The sequence below is a fragment of the Methanocaldococcus lauensis genome (assembly GCF_902827225.1).
GTDB lineage: Archaea > AGJL01 > Methanococci > Methanococcales > Methanocaldococcaceae > Methanocaldococcus > Methanocaldococcus lauensis.
Genome location: NZ_LR792632.1, coordinates 1347786 through 1369115 on the forward strand (window position 1 = coordinate 1347786; position 21330 = coordinate 1369115).

Here is a 21330-nt window from a genome sequence, read left to right on the forward strand (position 1 = left end):
ATGATTTTAATTTAAGAGGCATTACTGAGCGTTAGCGAAGCAATGCATCCCAGGTATCCCAATAGGGGGCAGAGCCCCCTATGGGATGGGAATATTTAAATTTTTAATTTTATTTCAGTATCATAAAAATTCATAGATTTCTATATTCACATATATTTTAAAAGTAATAACGACTCTCGGTAAATTCTAAAATCTTTATTATAAAATAATAAAAATATCAAAAAATTATTATAATAATTCTAAATTGTGGTAGTTACACTGTTTATTTATAGAATTTTAATATATAATAAGAAAAATTTAATTTTTTTATGATTTATTATCATCTTTCCTAAAAAATTCCAAGATTTGGTATTTATTATTATGAATAAATTTTAAAAATGTGTATGCATAAAGAAAAGTAAATTAATATAATATAGTTTTTCCATACTAATTTAAAATAATATTTTGTGAAACTATGTGTATTTTAATTATTTGTGAAAAGCCAAGTGTTGCTAAAAAAATAGCCAATGCTTTGGGAAAACCTAAGAAAAAAACTATCTATAATGTTCCATACTACGAATTGGAGAGGAATGGGAAAAAAATTATTGTTGCAAGTGCTGTCGGGCATTTATTTACGCTGGTTGAAAAAAACAATACTAAATTTGGACATTATCCTGTTTTTGATGTAAAATGGGAACCAGCAAGTGCTGAAAAAGGAAAAAAATATGTTGATAACTATATAAAGGCATTAAAAAAACTTTCTAAGGAGGCAGATGAAATATATATAGCAACAGATTGGGACATTGAGGGAGAATTAATAGGTTATCACGCATTGAAATACTGTTGCAGTAAAACAAAAGCTAAGAGAATGAGATTTTCCTCATTAACAAAAAATGAAATTATAAAAGCGTTTGAAAATCCTGATGAAATAGATTATGGTTTGGTAGATGCTGGTGAAAGTAGGCATATCATAGATTGGTATTATGGAATAAACTTATCAAGAGCGTTGATGAATGCTATTAAGGCAGTAAATAGATGGAAAACAATGAGTGTTGGTAGAGTTCAAGGACCAGCATTAGCTTTTTTAACTGAGAGAGAGTTGGAAATTAAAAAATTTGTTCCAAAGCCATACTGGGTTATTGAGGCATTATTAAAGGATAATTTAAAGGCAATACATGAAAAAGAGAAATTTTGGGATGAAAAAGAGGCTAAAAATGTTTATGAAAAAGTAAAAAATGAAAAGTTTGGGAAAGTTGTAGAGATAAAAAGAACTGTGAGAAAGATAAAGCCACTCCCTCCCTTTGACTTAGGAACTTTACAGAGAGAGGCATACAACTATTTTAAGTTTTCTCCAAAGGAAACCCAAGAAATTGCCCAAAGTTTGTATGAAAAAGGTTTATGTTTGCATCCAGACACATTAATTTTATTACCTGATGGAGTTAAGAAAATTAAGGATTTAGACGATGAAGGAAATATTTTATGTTTAAATAAAGATTTGAAATTAACAAAATCAAAATATAAACTTTTAAAAAGAACAGTAAAAGAGAAACTAATAAAAATTACCTTAAATGATGGAACTGAACTTATTGCAACAAAAGAGCATCCAATTTTGGTCTATAGGGATAAGTTAATATTTGTTCCTTCTGGAGAGTTGAAAGAAAATGAACAAGTAGTAACACTTAATTATGGAGAGGTTTATATCCAAAAAATTAAAAAAATTGAAGAAATTGATTATGAAGGAGAGGTTTATGATTTAACAGTTGAGAAATACCACAACTTTATAGCCAATGGTGTAGTTGTGCATAACTGCTCATACCCAAGGACATCTTCCCAAAAATTACCAAAGGATAAAAACTATTTAGAGAATATTTTAAATACTTTAAAGAATCATCCAATTTATGGAAAATGGGTTAAAGAGATTTTAACTAAGGGAGATTTAAAGCCAGTTGAAGGTAAAAAAGAGGATCCTGCTCATCCTGCAATACATGTTGTAGATATTCCAAAAGATGAAGAATTATCAGAAAAAGAAAAAAAGATTTACGATTTAATTGCAAGAAGAACATTAAGTGCCTTTTGGGATAATGCAGAGAGGGAATATTTAAATATAAAAATTAACATAAATGGAGAGATTTTTAAACTATCTGGTTCAAGAACATTAAAAGAAGGTTGGCATGAAATTTATTACTTCCCAAAATTTGATGAGTGTGAGTTGCCAAAGTTAAATAAGGGAGATTTAATACCTATTCAAAAAATAACTATAACTAAAAAAGAAACTCAACCACCTAAAAGATACACTGTTGCAAGTATAATTAAGGAATTGGAGAAAAGAAAGTTAGGAACTAAGGCAACGAGGGCGGAAATCGTTGAGAAATTAATAAAAAGAGGGTATGTTATTGATGATGGCTCATTAAAAGTAACTGACTTGGGAATTTCAGTCGTTGAAACTTTAAAAAAGTTCTGTCCAGAAATTATTGACGAAAAAATGACGAGAGATTTAGAAGAGAAGTTAGAAAAAATACAGTTTAGAAAGATTAAAAAAGATGAAGTTTTGGATGAGGCAGAACAAAAATTAAGAAAAATTTTAGAAGAATTTAAAAAGAAAGAAAAAGATGTAGGAATGTTCCTTATAAAAAAGTTAGATTCTAATAATTCCTCAAACACAGAAAAAAATAAAAATGAAAGTAAAAAAGTTGTTGGAAAATGCCCTATGTGTGGTGGAGATTTAATTTTAAAGAAAGGTAGATATGGAGAATTTTACGGCTGTTCCAATTATCCTAAGTGCAAATATACTGAATCAATAAATAAAGAGGTTATAAAGAAATGTCCTAAATGTGGAGGAGAGTTAATAATTAGAGAAGGAAAGTATGGAAAGTTTTTAGGATGTTCAAATTATCCAAAGTGTAAATATACAGAAAAATTAAATAAAAAGGTGGATAAAACATGATTCCGAAATTGTATGTTGATTTTGGAGGTTATTCAGCAATAGAAAAAGGAAATTTAATAATTCCAAGAGAGAATATCTTAAATAAAGAAGATTTTGATAAAATAGAAATTGGAGAGGTAGTTGATATATATTCAAAGAGAGGGAAATTTTTAGGAAGAGGTTTTAAAAATCCAAGAGAAGTTAGAATAATGACACTAAAAAAAGAAAATTTGGATGAAAACTACATAAGAGAGAAAATAATTAAGGCTAATGAATATAGAGTAAATTTTTTAGGATTTAAAGACACTTATAGGATGGTTTATACTCAATCAGATTGGTTAAATGGTTTGGTTATTGACAAATATAATGATATTGCAACAGTTCAAATATTCAACTACGGTATTGAAAAAATGAAAGATGTAATTGTAGAGACACTTTTAGATTTAGGGATAGATAGTATTTATGAAAAAAGTTCTGGAAGAAATAGGAAAAGAGCAGGATTGCCAGAGGTTGAGGGTATATTAGTTGGAAAGAAAACAGAGACAATTATTAAAGAAGGGGATGCAAAATTTAAAGTTACCTTTGATGGACAAAAAACAGGCTTTTTCTTAGACCAAAGAGAGAATAGATTGGCTATAGAGAAATTTATAAAAGAAGGAGATAGAGTTTTAGATGTCTGTTGCTATACTGGTGGATTTTCTGTTCATTGTGCTATTAAAGGGGCAGAGGTTGTAGGAGTAGATTTATCTAAAAAGGCGTTAAAAGTAGCGGAGGAAAATATGGAATTAAATAATATTCCAAAAGATAGATATGAATTTATAGAAGGAAATGCATTTAAAGTTATGGAAGAGTTTATAGAGGATGGAGAGAAATTTGATATAGTAATTTTAGACCCTCCTGCATTTGCTCAATCAAAAAAATCTTTGAAGGATGCTATTAGGGGCTATCATATGTTAAATAGATTTGGAGCTAAATTGGCTGATAGATTGTTAGTAACTTGTTCTTGCTCTCAACCATTAGAGCCAGATGCATTTAAAGCGTTAGTTATAGATGCATGTCTAAAAGCAAAAAAATGGGCCAAAATCATTAAATATGGCTCACAAAGTCCAGATCATCCAATAACTTCTAAGGGAACAGAATACTTAAAGTGTCTATTTTTAAGTTTAGAAAAAATTTAATTTTATTTTTGGTGAAAATATGAGATATGTTGCCTATAAAATTTATCCAGAAGAATTCTTAAAAAATGAAGTTGTTGAAAATTCTTTAATTATAGAGGGTAGAAAGGTTAGAAGAGTAAGAATTTTAGGAAAAGTGGAAAATATAAATGTTGGAGAAATTTTATCTTTTTATGTTGATGGAGTAAATGTTAAGTATTTTGAAGATAAACCAGTTTATATCAAAGAGGGAGATATTGTTGATGTAATTGGAAGACCAAGAACATTCAATGGAGATAAATATTTAATGGCTGAAATTATTAGAGTTAGAGATGAAAAATGGGTAAAACTTAGAGATTTAGAAATAAAAAAGACAAGAAAATATTTATTAGAAAATGCTGAATTGGCAGATGAGGAAACTGAAGAGGAAGAATTTGAAGAAGATATAGAAATTGAAAATTTAGATCCAGAAGTTATAAAAGAAAAAATATTATCCATTATTGAAAAATTTGGAGAAATTACATTTGAAGAACTCTCTGGTATGGTTAGACTCTCAGAGGAAGAGTTAGAAAAGTATTTATCTGAATTAATAGAATCTGGAGACATCCTTGAGCCCATACCTGGAGTTTATAAAATACAGTAATTTGGAGGTGGAAAATTGCTATTAGAAGAAACTTTAAAATCCTGTCCTATTGTAAAAAGAGGAAATTATCATTATTTTATTCACCCAATAACTGATGGGGTTCCAATTGTAGAGCCAAAGTTATTGAGAGAAGTAGCAATAAGAATAATCAAAATTGGAAACTTTGAGGATGTTGATAAAATAGTAACTGCCGAGGCTATGGGAATACCTTTGGCAACTATTCTCTCCTTATATACTGATATACCCTATGTAATTATGAGAAAGAGAGAATACAAATTACCTGGAGAAATTCCTGTTTTTCAAACTACTGGTTATAGTAAAGGGCAATTATATTTAAATGGAATAAATAAAGGAGATAAAGTAGTAATTGTAGATGATGTTATCTCTACGGGAGGAACGATGATTGCTATAATTGAGGCATTAAAAAAAGCAGGGGCTGAGATAAAGGATATAATATGTGTTATAGAAAGAGGAAATGGTAAAAAAGAAGTTGAAGAAAAAACTGGCTATAAAATTAAAACATTAGTTAAAATTGATGTTGTAGATGGAAAAGTTGTAATTTTAGATAAATAAAATGTTAATGTTGGTGGTCAAATGGACATAAGAAGTATAAACCCTACAAAGATTGTATGCGTTGGTTTGAACTATATAGACCACGCTAAGGAGTTAAATATGGAAATTCCTGAATATCCAATAATATTTTTAAAACCCACATCATCTATAATTTACAACGAAGATTATATTATAAGACCAAAAATTTCCAAAAGAGTTGATTATGAAGTTGAATTAGCAATTGTTATAGGAAAAAAATGTAAAAATGTTAAAAAATCAGAAGCTGAGGATTACATAATGGGATACACAATTTTAAATGATGTAACAGCAAGAGATTTACAGCAGAAAGATGGGCAATGGACGAGGGCTAAGTCATTTGATACATTTTGTCCAATAGGTCCAAGAATAGTTAAAGACATAGATCCAATGAACCTAAATATTGAGTGTAGAGTTAATAATGAAGTTAAACAAAAATCTAACACTAAAAATATGATTTTTGATGTCTATGAATTGGTAGAATTTGTTTCATCAATAATGACACTGTATCCTGGAGATATTATTTCAACTGGTACTCCTCCCGGAGTTGGAGAGTTAAAAGCAGGAGATGTTGTAGAATGTGAAATTGAAAATATAGGAATTTTAAGAAATTATGTTAAAGACGAAGAATAGTGAGTGTGCAAAAGGTAAATTTAATAAAATGTTTAACTTACCTATTTTTAAAAAGAAATTATCTAAATTTATAGTTTTTAAGATTTTAATGGTGATATTTATATGGAAAAGCCAATTATTTGTAGAATAAAAAAGATCATAAAAGAAAGTCCTACAGTAAAAACATTTGTAATAGATAGAGATTTTGATTTTAAGCCAGGACAGTTTGCAATGCTTTGGCTACCAGGAGTTGATGAGAAACCATTTGGTTTCTCTTCCAAAAACAGTTTTAGCGTTGCGAGAGTTGGAGAATTTACTAAAAAAATGCATGAATTAAAAGAAGGAGATATAATAGGAGTTAGAGGGCCTTATGGAACATATTTTGAGCCGTTGGGAGATAAAATCTTGGCTGTTGCTGGAGGTATTGGAGCTGCACCAATTATAACAGCAGTTGAAGAATTTTCAAAGCAAGGGATTGAAATAACAACTATATTGGGAGCAAGAAGTAAAGATGAATTGTTATTTTTAGATAGATTTAAAAAAGCGGGAAGATTGGAAATATGTACAGATGATGGTAGTTTTGGATTTAAAGGCTTTACAACTGAAAAAATGAAAGAAGTTCTTAAAGAAGAGAAATTTGATTTAATTATTACTTGCGGGCCAGAAATAATGATGAAGAAGGTTGTTGATATTGCCAATGAACATAATATTCCAGTTCAAGTTTCAATGGAGAGATATATGAAGTGTGGTATTGGCATCTGTGGGCAGTGTTGTGTAGATGATGAGGGGCTTTGTGTATGTAAGGATGGACCAGTATTTTGGGGAGATAAGCTGAGATTTATTAGAGAATTTGGGAAATATAAAAGAGAGTCCTCTGGGAAGGTTATTAAGATTTAATATTCACTTAATTTCCAACATTTATTTGGTTATTCATACTTTGTTTTTAATTATTTGTAAAAAAATTTTATGCTGTGATCAGTATGATAAAGTTTGGCGAGGCAGTTTTAGGGAATGAGATTAAAGCAATAGTTAATGTATCTATTGGAAAAGGTAAAGATATAGATAATATATTTACCAATGCTTTAACAAGAGGTAACTGTGTTTTTGCAAACTTAAGACCTAATTTAATAGTTAAGCCATTAACCTTGGTAGTTCCAAGGCATAATATTGAGAGCAATATACAAGATGAGCTATTTCAAGGAGTTATTCAGTATGCAGTTGCTAAAGCAGTTGCTGATTTAGATTTAGATGAGGATTTAAAAATTGTTGTTTCTATTAATGTCCCAGAGCTTCCAATAACAAATTTAACAAAAAGAAAGCTTTTCCAATACTTTTATGCTTCAACAAAGTTAGCTATAAACAGAGCTTTAAATGAATATCCATCAAAAGAAAAGGTAAAGAAAGAGAAGTATAGGGCTTTGCATCCATTAGTTGGGTTTAGAGATGTTAGATTAGAGTATCCTCCATATCTACAAATTGCTTTGGATGTTCCAACAATGGAAAACTTAGAATTTTTATTACACAATATTCCAAAGAGCGACCACATTATCTTAGAGGCGGGAACTCCATTAATTAAAAAATTTGGTTTAGAAGTTATTGAGATAATGAGAGAGTATTTTGATGGTTTTATTGTTGCTGACTTAAAAACATTAGATACTGGAAGGGTTGAGGTTAGATTGGCTTTTGAAGCAACTGCTAATGCTGTAGCAATAAGTGGATTAGCACCAAAATCAACAATAATTAAAGCTATTCATGAATGCCAAAAATGTGGTTTAATAAGTTATTTAGATATGTTAAATGTCTCTAACCCTCAAAAATTATACGATTCTTTAAAATTAAAGCCAGATGTTGTTATTTTACATAGAGGTATTGATGAAGAGACTTTTGGAATTAAAAAAGAGTGGAAGTTTGAAGGTAATTGTTTATTGGCAATTGCTGGAGGAGTTGGGATAGAGAATATTGAAGAGCTATTGAAAGAATATCAAATATTAATTGTTGGTAGAGCAATTACAAAATCAGGAGACCCTGGAAGAGTTATTAGAATGTTTATAAATAAGATGGGCTATGATATAGACACTTATAGGCTTTATTTTGATGAGGATGAGGATATTGAATATTAGTTTTTGTTGGGATATTTATGTATGATTTTGCAATTATAGGCTCGGGAGTGGCTGGTTCTACAATAGCTAATGAATTAAGTGAAAAGTATAAAGTATCTGTATTAGAAAAAGGAAGTAATCCAAAATATGTTTTGGAAGGGAAAAATGTTGAAATTAATTATGTTTACGGATTGGGAGGAAGTGCAGTATATTCCTTAGGCAATGCGATGAAAATTGATATTAAAGGATACAAAATAAAAAAAGACATATATAAAGAAATTTGGGAGGAATTAAATATTAAATGTCCAGAAGATCGTTTTTTAAATGAAATTGATAAAAAATTTATTGAATTAGGGTTTAAAAAGATGGAGAAATTTATTGACTTTGATAAATGTAATAAATGTGGAGAATGTGCAAGAAAGTTGTGTAAAGCAAAATGGACTCCATTAAATTATTTAAAAGATTCAAATGCTGATATATTTACAAACTTTAATATAAAGGATATAGAATATTGCGGATACTATGAAATTTTAGATGAAAATGGAAAAAAAATTAAAACAAAAAATATAATAATCTCTGCTGGTGGAATAAACAGCCCAAGAATTTTAAAAAAATTGATTGATGATGAAAATATAGGAAAAAATCTTTTTGTAGATATTTTTGTAACAGTTGGAGGAATTTTAAAAGATAGTTATTTAAATAAAGATGTTTCTATGCTCGTTTATAAAAAATACAAAAATTTTATACTATCAACACATTACTCAAAACTCCTCTATAATGAAATAAAAAAAGATTATAAGGATGTGGAAGAGAAGGATATTGTAGGAATTATGATAAAAATTAAAGATGAAAACTGTGGAGAAGTTTTAGATAAAAATACAGTTAAAGAGATAACTAAGGAGGATTTTAAAACACTTGCAAAGGGTGTAAGTGAAGCAACAAAATATTTATACAAGTTAGGTGTTGATGAGGATATTTACACAACTATTCCAAGAGGTTCTCATCCAGGGGGTAGTTTAAGTTTAGTTGTTGATGATTTTGAAATTAAAGAAAATCTATATGTTTGCGATGCCTCTTTATTTAAAGAATCCTTAGGAGTTCCACCAATTGTTTCAATAATAGCGTTATCTAAAAAATTTGCCAGAGAAATGTTATTATAAGAAAAATATAAAAAATTCAAAAATGAAAATTTAATTAGATAGAATCATCCCATAAATAGGGGGTTATAAAATGGGAATTTTTGATATAATTTCAAAAATGTTTAAAAAGGAGAAGACAAAAATTGCCTATGCAAAGTCACAAAGTGTTGATTTAATTGAATTAAAGAGAAATCCATACTACATAGTGGCATCAGTAGAACTGGGGAATACAACAACTAAATCTATTATTACAGCCACAAATATGGATACTGGAAAAACTTATATAATTAGTAAGTATGTAAAAATGACAAGAGATGTTAGAAAACCAAAAAAAGGAGAAGAAGTTTTTGGAGAAACATTGTGGGGAGTTAAATTAACAAGGGAAGCTGTTGCAGATATGGTTAAAGAGGTTTTATTAAAAAGTTTGGAAGAGGCAGGTTTGACTGTTAATGACTTACACTTTGTAGTAAGAAGTACTGGAGTTACTGCAGGATTTGCTTCTCCTGAAGAAGTCGGAGAGATGATTATAGCTTTAGCCCAAGGTTGTATGAAAGCTGGAATACCTCCAGCAAAGATGACTCCAGCAATGACTAAAGATCAAATCCCAAAACCCTTTGACAAATACTCCTTCTTAGATAAAATTATCTTCGATGGGGCAGTTACTGGAGTTCTTCCACCAACAGGAAAAGAAGTTGTAGCAAACGAAATGGAGGGAGAATTAGTAACAGCAGGAATAAAAGTTGGATGTAAATGGACTAATGTAGATTTTAGAAATCCTTGTATGAGTATTGACTTTGGAACGACATTGGCAGGTAGAATTACTAACGATACTTTACCATATGCAAAAGTTATTGGCAATCTGTGTGGATTGGCGGGAGCTATAGCGGATGCAATTGCAAGAGGTTCTGGAAAAATTGATGAAAAAACAGGGGCGGCATTAGATTTAGCAAATGTAAAAGGTAAAGCAAATGAGGAGTTGGCAAGAGAGTATGCAGAAGAGATTCATAAATATATTATTATTAAGGAGGTTCCAAAGGATGTTGATAGATTTGGAACTGTCCCAGTAGACCCAAAATCTGCAGAAAAGGCAGGAACTACACTTATTGGATGTGATGTCGGTAAAAATGGAAGTGATTTAATTAAGTTAGAAGAGTTAGGTAGAGAGTTGGTAGAAAAAAGTAATATTCCTACATTAATGTGTTGCTTAGATTATGTTATGAGTGAAGTTGTTAGGAGATTGGTAGAATTGGCTTATAAAAAAGAATTAATTAGCGAAAAATCAGCAATAGGAATTACAGGAAGAGCAGGAATTACTGGAAAAAAACCAGAGTTAATTATTGAAAAACTCAAAACCTTAGAAATTTGGGATAGTGTAGAGGAGAATGTTGTATTCGTTGAAGATGGTTTAGCATTAGGGGCAAGTGTTATGGCAAGATGTATGAACTGTTTAGGAACTCCTTCTGTTCCATTAGGAGGAGTTAGAGGAGGAGGTTGTATATTAGGTTTAAGAAGAAAATGGCAAAAAGAGAGGGGAATGATAAGAGATTAGGCTTAATAAGTAAAATAATATTTATAATAATTACATTAAGATATTTGTTATTTTTTATGTAATATTTGGTTAATTTTTATTACAATATCACAACTACTATTTTTTATACCAAAACCAACATTCTATAATCAGTATTGTGATTATCAAATTACTCAATAATTAATTTATTTAAGTTTAACAATATTTTTATGTGATGACTATGGTTCATGTTGCATGCTCTGAGAAAATGAGAAAATATTTTGAGAATATTATTAAGGAAGTTGAAAGATGCTATAAAATTGCTGAGGAGTGTAGAAAAAAAGGACTTGACCCAGTTGATGACGTTGAAATCCCTTTAGCGTCAGATATGGCTGACAGAGTTGAAGGATTGGTTGGGCCTAAGGGAGTTGCTGAGAGAATTAGAGAGTTAGTTTCAGAGTTAGGTAAAGAACCGGCGGCATTAGAAATTGCCAAGGAAATTGTAGAAGGTAAATTTGGAGATTTTGATAGAGAAAAAAAGGCTGAGCAGGCTGTTAGAACTGCACTAGCAGTATTAACAGAGGGTATTGTTGCCGCTCCATTGGAGGGAATTGCAGATGTAAAAATCAAAAAAAATCCAGATGGAACTGAATATTTAGCCATCTATTATGCAGGACCTATAAGAAGTGCTGGAGGGACAGCTCAGGCATTGTCAGTATTGGTTGGAGATTTCGTTAGAAAGGCTTTAGAGTTGGATAGATATAAGCCAACTGAGGATGAGATTGAGAGATATGTTGAAGAGGTTGAATTGTATCAATCAGAAGTAGGTAGTTTCCAATATACTCCAACGGCTGATGAGATTAGAACTGCAATAAGAAATATACCAATTGAGATTACTGGAGAGGCTACTGATGACGTTGAAGTTTCTGGACATAGAGATTTACCAAGAGTTGAGACAAATCAACTCAGGGGAGGGGCTTTATTAGTTTTAGTTGAAGGGGTTTTGTTAAAAGCTCCAAAAATTTTGAGGCATGTTGAGAAATTGGGAATAGAAGGATGGGATTGGCTTAAAGAGTTGGTAAGTAAAAAAGAAGAAAGTGAGGAAGAAGATAAAAAAGATGATGAGGAGGAAAGTATAGATGGAGAGGAAGATATTGAAATGGAAGGATATTGGAGAGATATTAAAATAGAGGCTAATAAAAAGTTTATAAGTGAAGTTATTGCTGGAAGACCAGTATTTGCTCATCCTTCAAAGATTGGTGGGTTTAGATTAAGATATGGTAGAAGTAGGAATACGGGCTTTGCTACTCAAGGATTTCATCCAGCATTGATGTATTTAGTAAATGAATTTATGGCTGTTGGTACTCAGTTAAAGACAGAAAGACCCGGAAAGGCTACATGCGTAGTTCCAGTTGATAGCATTGAGCCCCCAATTGTAAAGTTAAAAAATGGAGATGTTATTAGAGTTGATACAATAGAGAAAGCTATAGAGGTTAGAGATAAAGTTGAAGAAATCTTATTTTTAGGAGATGTTTTAGTAAATTATGGAGATTTCTTAGAGAATAATCATCCTCTACTTCCAAGTTGTTGGTGTGAGGAGTGGTATGAACAGATTTTAATATCTAAGAATATAGATTATGATAAAAAATTTATAGAAAATCCAAATCCTGAAAAGGCTGTAAAATTTGCTTTAAAAACAAAAACTCCACTACATCCAAGATTTACATACCATTGGCACGATGTTTCCAAAGAAGAAATTATATTATTGAGAAATTGGTTGTTAAAGGGATATGAAGATTATTTTGAGAATAAAAAGGTTTGGATTGTTGATTTAAAGACAGAGGAAGATAAAAAAGCTAAGAGAGTTTTAGAGCTAATTGGCTGTTGCCACTTAGTGAGAAACAAAAAGGTAATTATTGAAGAGTATTATCCATTACTTTACTCCTTAGGATTTGATGTTGAAAATAAAAAAGATTTAGTTGAAAATATAGATGAAATTTTAAAAACTGCAAAAAATAGTATGCATCTAATTAATTTATTAGCCCCCTTTGAAGTTAGAAGAAATACCTATGTTTATGTTGGAGCGAGAATGGGAAGACCAGAAAAAGCGGCTCCAAGAAAGATGAAGCCTCCAGTTAATGGATTGTTCCCAATAGGTAATGCTGGAGGGCAGGTTAGATTAATAAACAAGGCAGTTGATGAAAATAACACAGATGAAATTGAAGTTTCTTATGGAATATGTCCAAACTGTGGAAAAATATCACTATATAGAGTTTGTCCATACTGTGGAAATAGTGTGGAGTTAAACAAGTTTGGTAAAATTACTGCTCCTTTAAAAGATTATTGGTATATCGCATTAAAAAGATTGGGAATAAATAAGCCAGGAGATGTTAAATGTATTAAGGGGATGACATCAAAGAAAAAAATTGTAGAACCATTAGAAAAGGCAATATTAAGGGCTATAAATGGAGTTTATGTATTCAAAGATGGAACTGCAAGATTTGACTGTACTGATGTCCCTATAACTCACTTTAAGCCAAATGAAATAAATGTTAGCGTTGAAAAGTTGAGAGAGTTAGGATATGATAAAGATATATATGGAAATGAGTTAGTTGATGGAGAACAGATAGTAGAGTTAAAGCCACAGGATGTTATAATTCCAGAAAGTTGTGCAGAATATTTTATTAAAGTAGCAAACTTTATTGATGATTTATTAGAAAAATTCTATAAAGTTGGAAGATTTTACAATATAAAAAATAAAGATGACTTAATCGGACATTTAGTTATTGGTTTGGCTCCCCACACATCTGCTGGAATGGTTGGGAGAATTATTGGATATTGTAAGGCAAATGTCGGTTATGCTCATCCATACTTCCACGCAGCAAAGAGAAGAAACTGCTTCCCACCAGATACTGAAATTTTAGTAAATATAGATGGATATGTTGAAAGAATAACAATTAAAGAACTTTATGAGTTGTTTGATGAAAATGAGGAGATTTTTGAAAATGGGGCATATGTTAGAAAGAAGCCAAAGAGAAATATTAAAGTTTATTCATTTGATGTAGAAAATAAAAAAGTTGTTTTAACAGATATTGAGGAAGTTTTAAAAATGCCTTCTCCAAACCATCTTATAAAAATAACATTAGATGGTGGTAGAGAATTTATAACAACTCACAACCACCCAGTATTGGTTTATGAAAACAATAAGTTTATAAAAAAATTGGCTATGGATGTTAAAGAAGGGGATTTAATACTAATTCCAAAGATTGAGTTTGAAGAGGAAGATATAGAGGAAATTGATTTATTGAAAGAATTTTCAAAAGAGGAGTTTAAAGATTTATGGAATATTTTGAGAGTTAGGGGAATTAGTAATTGGATTAAAGAAAATATTGATAAAAAATTAATTAGAGAGTTGAAGTTAAATGATTATTTAAGACATAATACTATACCACTAAATTTATTGTTAGAAATCCTTGAAAAATCAAATTTAAGTTTAGATGATGTTCCAAAAGATTGTTATATTGCCGTTAGGAGAGATAAAGTAAATATTAAAAGAATTGTTAAAATTGAGCCATTATTAAAGGTTATTGGCTACTATCTTTCTGAAGGTTACGCAAGGGAATCAGAAAGTGTTTATCAATTAAATTTCTCAAATTCAGAGAAAGAAATAAGGGAAGATATTAAAAAATCAATAAGAGAAGCGTTTGGAGACGTTAAAATCTATGAAAATGAAAAAGAAGGAAAATTAACATTATCATCAAGAGTTGTTTATCTATTCTTTACAAGAGTTCTAAAGATTGGAAAAAAGGCAAAGTCAAAGAGAGTTCCAAGTTTTATATTTAAACTGCCAAAGGAGAAAGTTAAACTTATGTTATCAACATACTTTGCAGGAGATGGAACGACAATAAAAACAAGACCATTGGTTGCAGTGTATAGTGCAAATAAAAAATTGTTAATGGATATAGATACATTGATGATTTCTAAATTTAACTTATATGCAAGTTGGGGCGTTGATGAAAACGCTAATAGTAGAGAAGGGAGTGTAGTGAAGAAATACTATGAAAATAAAGGAAAAGAAGTTCCAAAATCTGTTGTTTATAGGTTAGATTATTATGGAGAGCAGGCAAAGAGATTTTTTGAGGAAATAGGTTTCTCCTTAGAAAGAAAACAGAATATTTATAACTATCACGAAAATAGAAACTATGTAAATAAAAAATGTATAGAATCCTTTGGATTGTTGTCAAAAGTTAAAAAAGTTGATATAATAAAGAGTGAAGATAACTATGTCTATTCAGTAAATGCTAAAAAGTATCACACCATAATTATAAATCAAAATATTCAAATACATAATTGTGACGGCGATGAAGATTCTTTATTTTTGCTTATGGATGCGTTTTTGAACTTCTCCAAGATATTTTTACCAGATAAAAGAGGAGGACAGATGGACGCTCCATTGGTTTTAACTACAATATTAGATCCTAAGGAGGTAGATGGAGAAGTTCATAATATGGATACAGTTTGGAGATATCCATTAGAATTTTACGAAAAAACTTTAGATATGCCCTCTCCAAAAGAAGTTAAAGAGTTAATAGAAACTGTTGAAGATAGGTTAGGTAAGGTAGAGCAGTATGAAGGGATAGGATATACTCATGAAACGAGTAGAATTGATTTAGGTCCAAAAGTTTGTGCTTACAAAACCTTAAATACTATGCTCGATAAAACTACCGCTCAACTGGCAGTGGCTAAGAAAATTAGAGCCACAGATGAGAGAGATGTCGCTGAAAAAGTTATTCAATCTCACTTTATTCCCGACTTAATCGGTAATTTAAGAGCATTTTCAAGGCAGGCAGTTAGATGTAAGTGTGGAGCTAAGTTTAGAAGAGTTCCTTTAAGAGGAAAATGTCCAAAATGCGGCTCTAATTTAATATTAACAGTATCAAAAGGGGCTGTTGAGAAGTATATGGATGTTGCTGAGAAGATGGCTAATGAATACAATGTAAATAATTATATAAAACAAAGATTAAAAATAATTAGGGAGGGAATAAATTCAATATTTGAGAATGAGAAGAGTAAGCAAGTTAAGTTAAGTGAATTCTTCAAAATTAGCTAAATTTTAAATTTATTAAATTTATTTTTGGTGATTGTTATGAAAATTTTACCATTAGCATCTGAAAGTTTAGGAGTAAGGTCTATGGCTACCTATGTTAAAACAAATGATGTGGGTATATTAATAGATCCAGGGGTAGCCATAGCTCCAAAAAGATCTGGTTTAGAACCTAACGATATTGAATTTAAAATATTAAAAGAATTAAGAAAAAAGATCAATGATTATGCAAAAAAATCAGACATTATAACAATATCTCATTATCATTACGACCATTATACTCCATTTTTTGACGATATATACTTAGAGTCAAAAGATTACGCCAAAGACATATATAAAGATAAGATTTTGTTAATAAAGCATCCAACTGAATATATAAATAAAAGTCAAATGGATAGAGCAAAAAAATTCTTAGATAATGTTAAAGATATTGCAAAAAAAATTGAATATGCTGACAATAAAACATTTAAATTTGGAAATACAGAGATAAAATTCTCTCCTCCATTTCCTCACGGAAAAAATGATAAATTAGGTTATGTTTTAATAACTACAGTTAAAGAGAAGGATTTTAAATTTATGCATACATCAGACACTCAAGGAATACTTTCAGATGATGTTAGAGATTACATTGTAAATGAGAAGCCAAATTTAATATACATTGGAGGGCCACCAACCTATATGATGCATAGATATGGAAAGAAAAACTTGGAGAAAACCAATGAAAACTTAAAATATATAGTTGAAAATACTGGAGCTGAAATAATAATTGACCACCATTTATTAAGAGATAAAAAGTTTAGAGAAAGAATAAATATTGACTTTAAGACCGTTGCTGAATTTTTAGGACAGAAAAATTTGTTATTGGAAGCCTATAGGAAAGATATTAAGAAAGGTAAAACAATAGAGGAGTTATTTGGATAGATTAATTAATTCAGAGTTTTTTATTTTTTTATTATTGACTTAAACCAAAATATATAAAAGGTTGGATTATCAAATAATTAAATTATTTTATTAAAATAAATAAAAATTGTGAAAATATGAAAATTAATAACAAAATATTATTTTTTATTACTCTATTTATTTTAATGGCATTAACTTTTATTTTAGTAATTCAACTAATTCCAGTGGATAGAGGAGTTCCTGCAATTTCATATACGCACTTTAAGGTTGAGTATCAACATTTAGATAACAATGGCTGTTTAATCTCCTATATAATATATAATCCATACAATTTCAGTAAAAAATCACCAATGCTTGGAGAAATTCCAGAAGAGATTCTGAATAATACTGAAATTATAATTGTCGATTATAGATTACTTCCAACTACTGTTAAAGAATATGCTCCTAAAAATTACAAATTTTCAAAAGTAAATTGGAACAAAGATATGATTAATCTAAGTAATGGTATAATTGAAGTTATAGATATTCCTCTTGAACCAAAGGCATATACGATATTTCCAATGTATTGCCTATTTAAAAATCCCCCAGTTTATCCTTATGGAAAATTGATAAAGGCAAATATTTCAAAAATTGGAAATAATACTTACGAATTAGAATATAATGTGGAACCTAACTGGACTTTAAATTATGTTATAATTTTAGTTCCGCAAAAGGTTGGCTATGATGAAGAATATAAAATGGCTGTAATTGAATATAAAAATAATATATCAAAAGAGATTGAAAAGATTAAAGAGAAATATGGATTATTTATTTTTGAAAATGAAACTGATGAACTATTTAATGTTTTATCAAAATATTATGATGTTAAACATCCAGAAAACTATACAATAGAACAGAAAGCCAATGGAAACCTAATAATTTCAAAAGATTTCTTAGGCTACTATCCAGAATATTATGGCTATTACACTAATGGAAAATATTATGAGATTGTTTTGAAAAAAACTTCTGGAAAATTGATATTTTATTCAACTGGAAAGCCAATTGTAATAATCAACATAAAATTATCAAAACATTATGTTAATAAACTATACTTTGAAAATAAAATTACGGAGGTTAATCAGGAAATTGTAATTTCCTATGAGAATTTAAATATTGTTTTAGTTTTTTAAACGAATTTTTATTTTTATATGTGGTTATTAATATTTTTAATATTATTATTCTTTATAATTAAATATCCATAATATAAATAATACTGGTTATTAAAAAGACATTATTTTAATAATCATATAATTTCAATAAATTTCAATATTAATAATTAAGGAGGTAATACTATGAAGTATATGACTATAATATAGATTGTGAAATAATATTATTCATAGCAGTATATTTATTATTTTAAATATTATTTTAAATTCAGAAATCTAAAATGATGTTAGGTTATTCTAAAGAATTGATGAAGGTGATTTAGTATGATAAATACAAAAATTATTAAAATGCTAATATTATTCGTTGTTCTGGGTGTTGGTGTTATACTGAGTGGATGTGCAGAAAAACAGGAAACTTCAGAATCAGGTTCTTCTTATCAAACATCTCTAAGTCCTTCTGAAGAATCAACAGAATTGCCAATTTATCCAGGTTCTCATGAAAATAATCAATATAATATGTGGGCTACAATGACTGGATATTCTCATCAGTTTTCAGAGTTCCATTCATATGTTGTAGAAGGTGCCTCTCCTACAGATATTATAAATTGGTACAAATCTAAGTTTCCAGGTTATACTGTCAGTCAAGGTACTGTAAATGTTGAAGGGTCAACTATTGCCTCATTAACACTTAAAAAAGGAAATACCATTATTGGTGTTATGGCGTTTGAGCATGAGGGAAAAACAGTTTATTTTGTAGGAAAGACAGCTGTATCTGAAGAAAATAACAAAAATACACTACCAAATCACGATATGATAAGTGGTGAAGAGCCATTACAAAGATATCCAGGATCAGTAATGTTATCCTATACAAAATCAAAGGATGGTAATTTCCCAATATATTATGACATAACTTATGGTACAAAGGATGACTACGATAAAGTAGTTAATTGGTTTAAAAAGACATTAACATCTAAAGGTTGGAATATAACTTATCAAAGCGGAAGCTCAGATTCCGTTGAAATGGTCTTTGAAAAGGATGATGATGAAGTAACTGTATCAATTGCGGCACCTTGTGAAGGTATAGACTACACTGAGATAACTATTTATTATACAAAAAGAAGCATACCGAATCAAGATTTAGCAAGGGGCAATGAACCATTACCAAGGTATCCTGGTGCAGTGATGATTGAATATCACAATACTACCATGACTATTCAGGGTCAAACTTCAACTGAAATAAAGGCAGTTTATTTAGCCCCCGACTCAAATGACAAAGTCAAACAATGGTATTTAGAAAAATTAAGAAAAATGTTTCCTAATATATATAGTGATGAAAGTAGTATAGATGCCGGAGGATATATTGGAAACAAGATGGTATCAGTGCATATTGATTTTGGAAACTATAAAACATATACTGAAGTATCAATTGATTATATTGTAGGAGGTTAAGATAATAACTATTTAAGTTTTTTATCTTTTTTGTCTTCTAAGTACTCTGATGTATATTACAAAATAAAAATTACAAAAAGCGTCGATGATGAAAGTTACCCCCACTAACCTTTTTGGAATGAAGAAATCGGCACTAACTGAGACGCACCATTTTTAAAGAAAAAACCTTTGGGAGTAAATATGCTTATAGATGAAATTATATCTCATTTAAAAGAAAATGAATTTTTAAATTTATCTCTTTTAACTAAAAGTAATAAAAATAGAGTATATTATGCTGTAAGACAGCCAGATGGTAATATAAAGGTTGTTTTACCTTTTATTTTTAAAAATGATAATTTTTTAAAACTTTCTGAATATAGAGATGGGATAGAAGGGGCTACACAGAGGGTTATTGAAGAAATAAAACAAGAAATTATTAAAAAAAAGAGATTTTTGCCATTGGCAGGATATTTTGGTAGAATATATAAAGCGTTGTATGAGCCACTTACAGTAGTTAATTGCGACTTAAATTTGGGCTATGATTTGTGGAGAGTTGATAACTACAATTACATTGAAAAAGATAAAATATATTTACTTTTAAGAATGATTTTTAAAGAAAAAGATGCTAAATCTATCGCTAATCAAATAAATGATTTATGTATCGAACTAAATGAATTTATTAAAAACATTCCAATTAATTTATTAATAGAAGAAGCAAAAAATATAATAAATCAAAAATATCTTAGAGACCTCTTAGATAATCTTAATTTAGTGTGTTTTATTGGCAACAACTCAAAGCCTGCAAGAAAATACACTGAGGTTAGGAAGCATTACAGAATTGCTGGTCCTAAGGAAGTAAATATTCCCTTCGAATGTCCTGAAGAATTAGAGCCAATAGAAATAGAGTTAAAATATGGAAAAAGAGTTAAAGGTTTAGGGATTAAAAAGAAAGAAATATTTATAATTACTGGTAGAAATGCTCAAGGAAAAACTACCCTATTACAGGCAATTGAGAGTGGAATGGACGACCACTTAATTGGAGATGGGAGAGAATATATAATTACTACTAAAAGTCTATCTAAGGCATCTACTGGAAGTATGGAAATGAGTGGACAGGATATAAGTTTATTTTTTCAAAAATTGCCACCAGGACTTAAAGGAAGTCCAAAATCAGTTTATGGAACTGCCTCTGGTTCAATGTATATGGCTTATCAAATACAGAGAGCAATAAAAAATAAAACTAAGCTTATTTTGATTGATGAGGATAACTCTGCTGTAAATCTCCTTGTTAGTGGAGTTTTAAGTAAGTGGTTTGAGGGAGTTGAATCTTTGTCTGAAATAATTATGGAAAATAGAGAAAAGTTAGGAGATAGTTCATTTATAATTGTTACGAGTTCCTTAGATTTATTAACAGCCTTGGGAGATAGAGCAATTTATTTAGAAAATCATAAAGTTCATTATCTTGATTTAGATTACTTTAGAGAGGAGTTAGGAAAATTTTATTTAGAGTTAGCCTCTAAAATCTTTAACTTAAAAAAACTTAAAAAATAGTAAATTGGGATAATTATGGACAAAGAGCGTAAGATAACACTAATAGGCAGTAGGTTAGCAAAAACTGGGAAGGAATTTATATACTTAGGAATGATTGAAGAATGTAACAACTGCAAATTTAAAAGATTATGCCATGGAAACTTAGAAGTAGGAAGAGTATATAAAATAATTTCTGTTAGGTCAGCAAATCATCCTTGCCCAGTTCATGAAGATGGTGTTAAGGTGGTTGAAGTAGTTTTGGCAGATTTAACAATTATGGTAGAATCAAAAAAAGCTATTGAAGGAGTTATTTTAAACTACGAACCAATAAATTGCGATAATTTTGACTGTGAGTATTATAATTTTTGCAAACCAGAATTCATAAAAGAGGGAGAAAAATTCAAAATAAAAAATGTTATAAATGAAAAAATCAACTGTCCTAATGGAAAGTCATTAAAAAAGGTTGTAATTGAATTAATTGAAAACAAAGAAAATAAATTATAAAATTTTTTATACTTTTGATTAAATAACACTCTGAAATCCTCTCCGCCCTAAAGGGACGAAGATTCCCATAGAGGA

At 29.6% G+C, this 21330-nt stretch carries 15 protein-coding genes; all 15 read left to right on the plus strand.

Annotated elements, in window-relative coordinates; genetic code table 11:
- Positions 1-454: 454 nt before the first annotated feature.
- Entirely contained in the window at positions 455-2923 is a 2469-nt protein-coding gene (gene topA, locus KMP69_RS07105; RefSeq protein ID WP_214399767.1) for a DNA topoisomerase I, read from the plus strand.
- Entirely contained in the window at positions 2920-4080 is a 1161-nt protein-coding gene (locus KMP69_RS07110) for a class I SAM-dependent rRNA methyltransferase (RefSeq protein ID WP_214399768.1), read from the plus strand. The genes topA and KMP69_RS07110 overlap by 4 nt, the downstream gene beginning before the upstream one ends.
- A gap of 19 nt (positions 4081-4099) precedes the next feature.
- Positions 4100-4699 carry a PCI domain-containing protein gene (locus tag KMP69_RS07115; RefSeq protein ID WP_214399769.1) on the plus strand — a complete coding sequence of 200 codons (600 nt, stop codon included), beginning with the start codon at positions 4100-4102 and terminating at the stop codon, positions 4697-4699.
- A gap of 15 nt (positions 4700-4714) precedes the next feature.
- Positions 4715-5272 carry a hypoxanthine/guanine phosphoribosyltransferase gene (hpt, locus tag KMP69_RS07120; protein WP_214399770.1) on the plus strand — a complete coding sequence of 186 codons (558 nt, stop codon included), beginning with the start codon at positions 4715-4717 and terminating at the stop codon, positions 5270-5272.
- Positions 5273-5293: 21 nt separating this feature from the next.
- Positions 5294-5920: a fumarylacetoacetate hydrolase family protein gene (locus KMP69_RS07125; RefSeq protein WP_214399771.1), complete on the plus strand. Its 627-nt coding sequence runs from the start codon at positions 5294-5296 to the stop codon at positions 5918-5920.
- Between the two features lie 102 nt (positions 5921-6022).
- Entirely contained in the window at positions 6023-6796 is a 774-nt protein-coding gene (locus tag KMP69_RS07130) for a dihydroorotate dehydrogenase electron transfer subunit (RefSeq protein ID WP_214399772.1), read from the plus strand.
- 83 nt (positions 6797-6879) lie between these two features.
- Positions 6880-8019, plus strand: coding sequence for a bifunctional 5,6,7,8-tetrahydromethanopterin hydro-lyase/3-hexulose-6-phosphate synthase (locus KMP69_RS07135; protein WP_214399773.1), 1140 nt, complete (start codon positions 6880-6882; stop codon positions 8017-8019).
- 17 nt (positions 8020-8036) lie between these two features.
- Complete coding sequence (locus tag KMP69_RS07140) at positions 8037-9158, plus strand: NAD(P)-binding protein (protein WP_214399774.1); 1122 nt, start codon at positions 8037-8039, stop codon at positions 9156-9158.
- 70 nt (positions 9159-9228) lie between these two features.
- Entirely contained in the window at positions 9229-10686 is a 1458-nt protein-coding gene (locus KMP69_RS07145) for a methanogenesis marker 14 protein (protein ID WP_214399775.1), read from the plus strand.
- Between the two features lie 199 nt (positions 10687-10885).
- Positions 10886-15754 carry a DNA-directed DNA polymerase II large subunit gene (locus KMP69_RS07150; RefSeq protein ID WP_214399776.1) on the plus strand — a complete coding sequence of 1623 codons (4869 nt, stop codon included), beginning with the start codon at positions 10886-10888 and terminating at the stop codon, positions 15752-15754.
- 36 nt (positions 15755-15790) lie between these two features.
- Positions 15791-16669 (plus strand): MBL fold metallo-hydrolase, encoded by an 879-nt coding sequence (locus KMP69_RS07155; RefSeq protein WP_214399777.1) that lies wholly within the window; start codon positions 15791-15793, stop codon positions 16667-16669.
- Between the two features lie 116 nt (positions 16670-16785).
- On the plus strand, positions 16786-17817 hold the full coding sequence (locus tag KMP69_RS07160) for a hypothetical protein (RefSeq protein ID WP_214399778.1): 1032 nt from the start codon (positions 16786-16788) through the stop codon (positions 17815-17817).
- 300 nt (positions 17818-18117) lie between these two features.
- Positions 18118-19242, plus strand: a complete 1125-nt coding sequence (locus KMP69_RS07165; protein WP_214399779.1) for a hypothetical protein — start codon at positions 18118-18120, stop codon at positions 19240-19242.
- Between the two features lie 180 nt (positions 19243-19422).
- The gene (locus KMP69_RS07170; RefSeq protein WP_214399780.1) at positions 19423-20772 is read left to right on the plus strand and encodes a P-loop domain-containing protein; all 1350 of its coding nucleotides are present in this window, start codon (positions 19423-19425) and stop codon (positions 20770-20772) included.
- A 15-nt stretch (positions 20773-20787) separates the two neighbouring features.
- Positions 20788-21255 carry a UPF0179 family protein gene (locus KMP69_RS07175; protein WP_214399781.1) on the plus strand — a complete coding sequence of 156 codons (468 nt, stop codon included), beginning with the start codon at positions 20788-20790 and terminating at the stop codon, positions 21253-21255.
- Positions 21256-21330 lie beyond the last annotated feature (75 nt).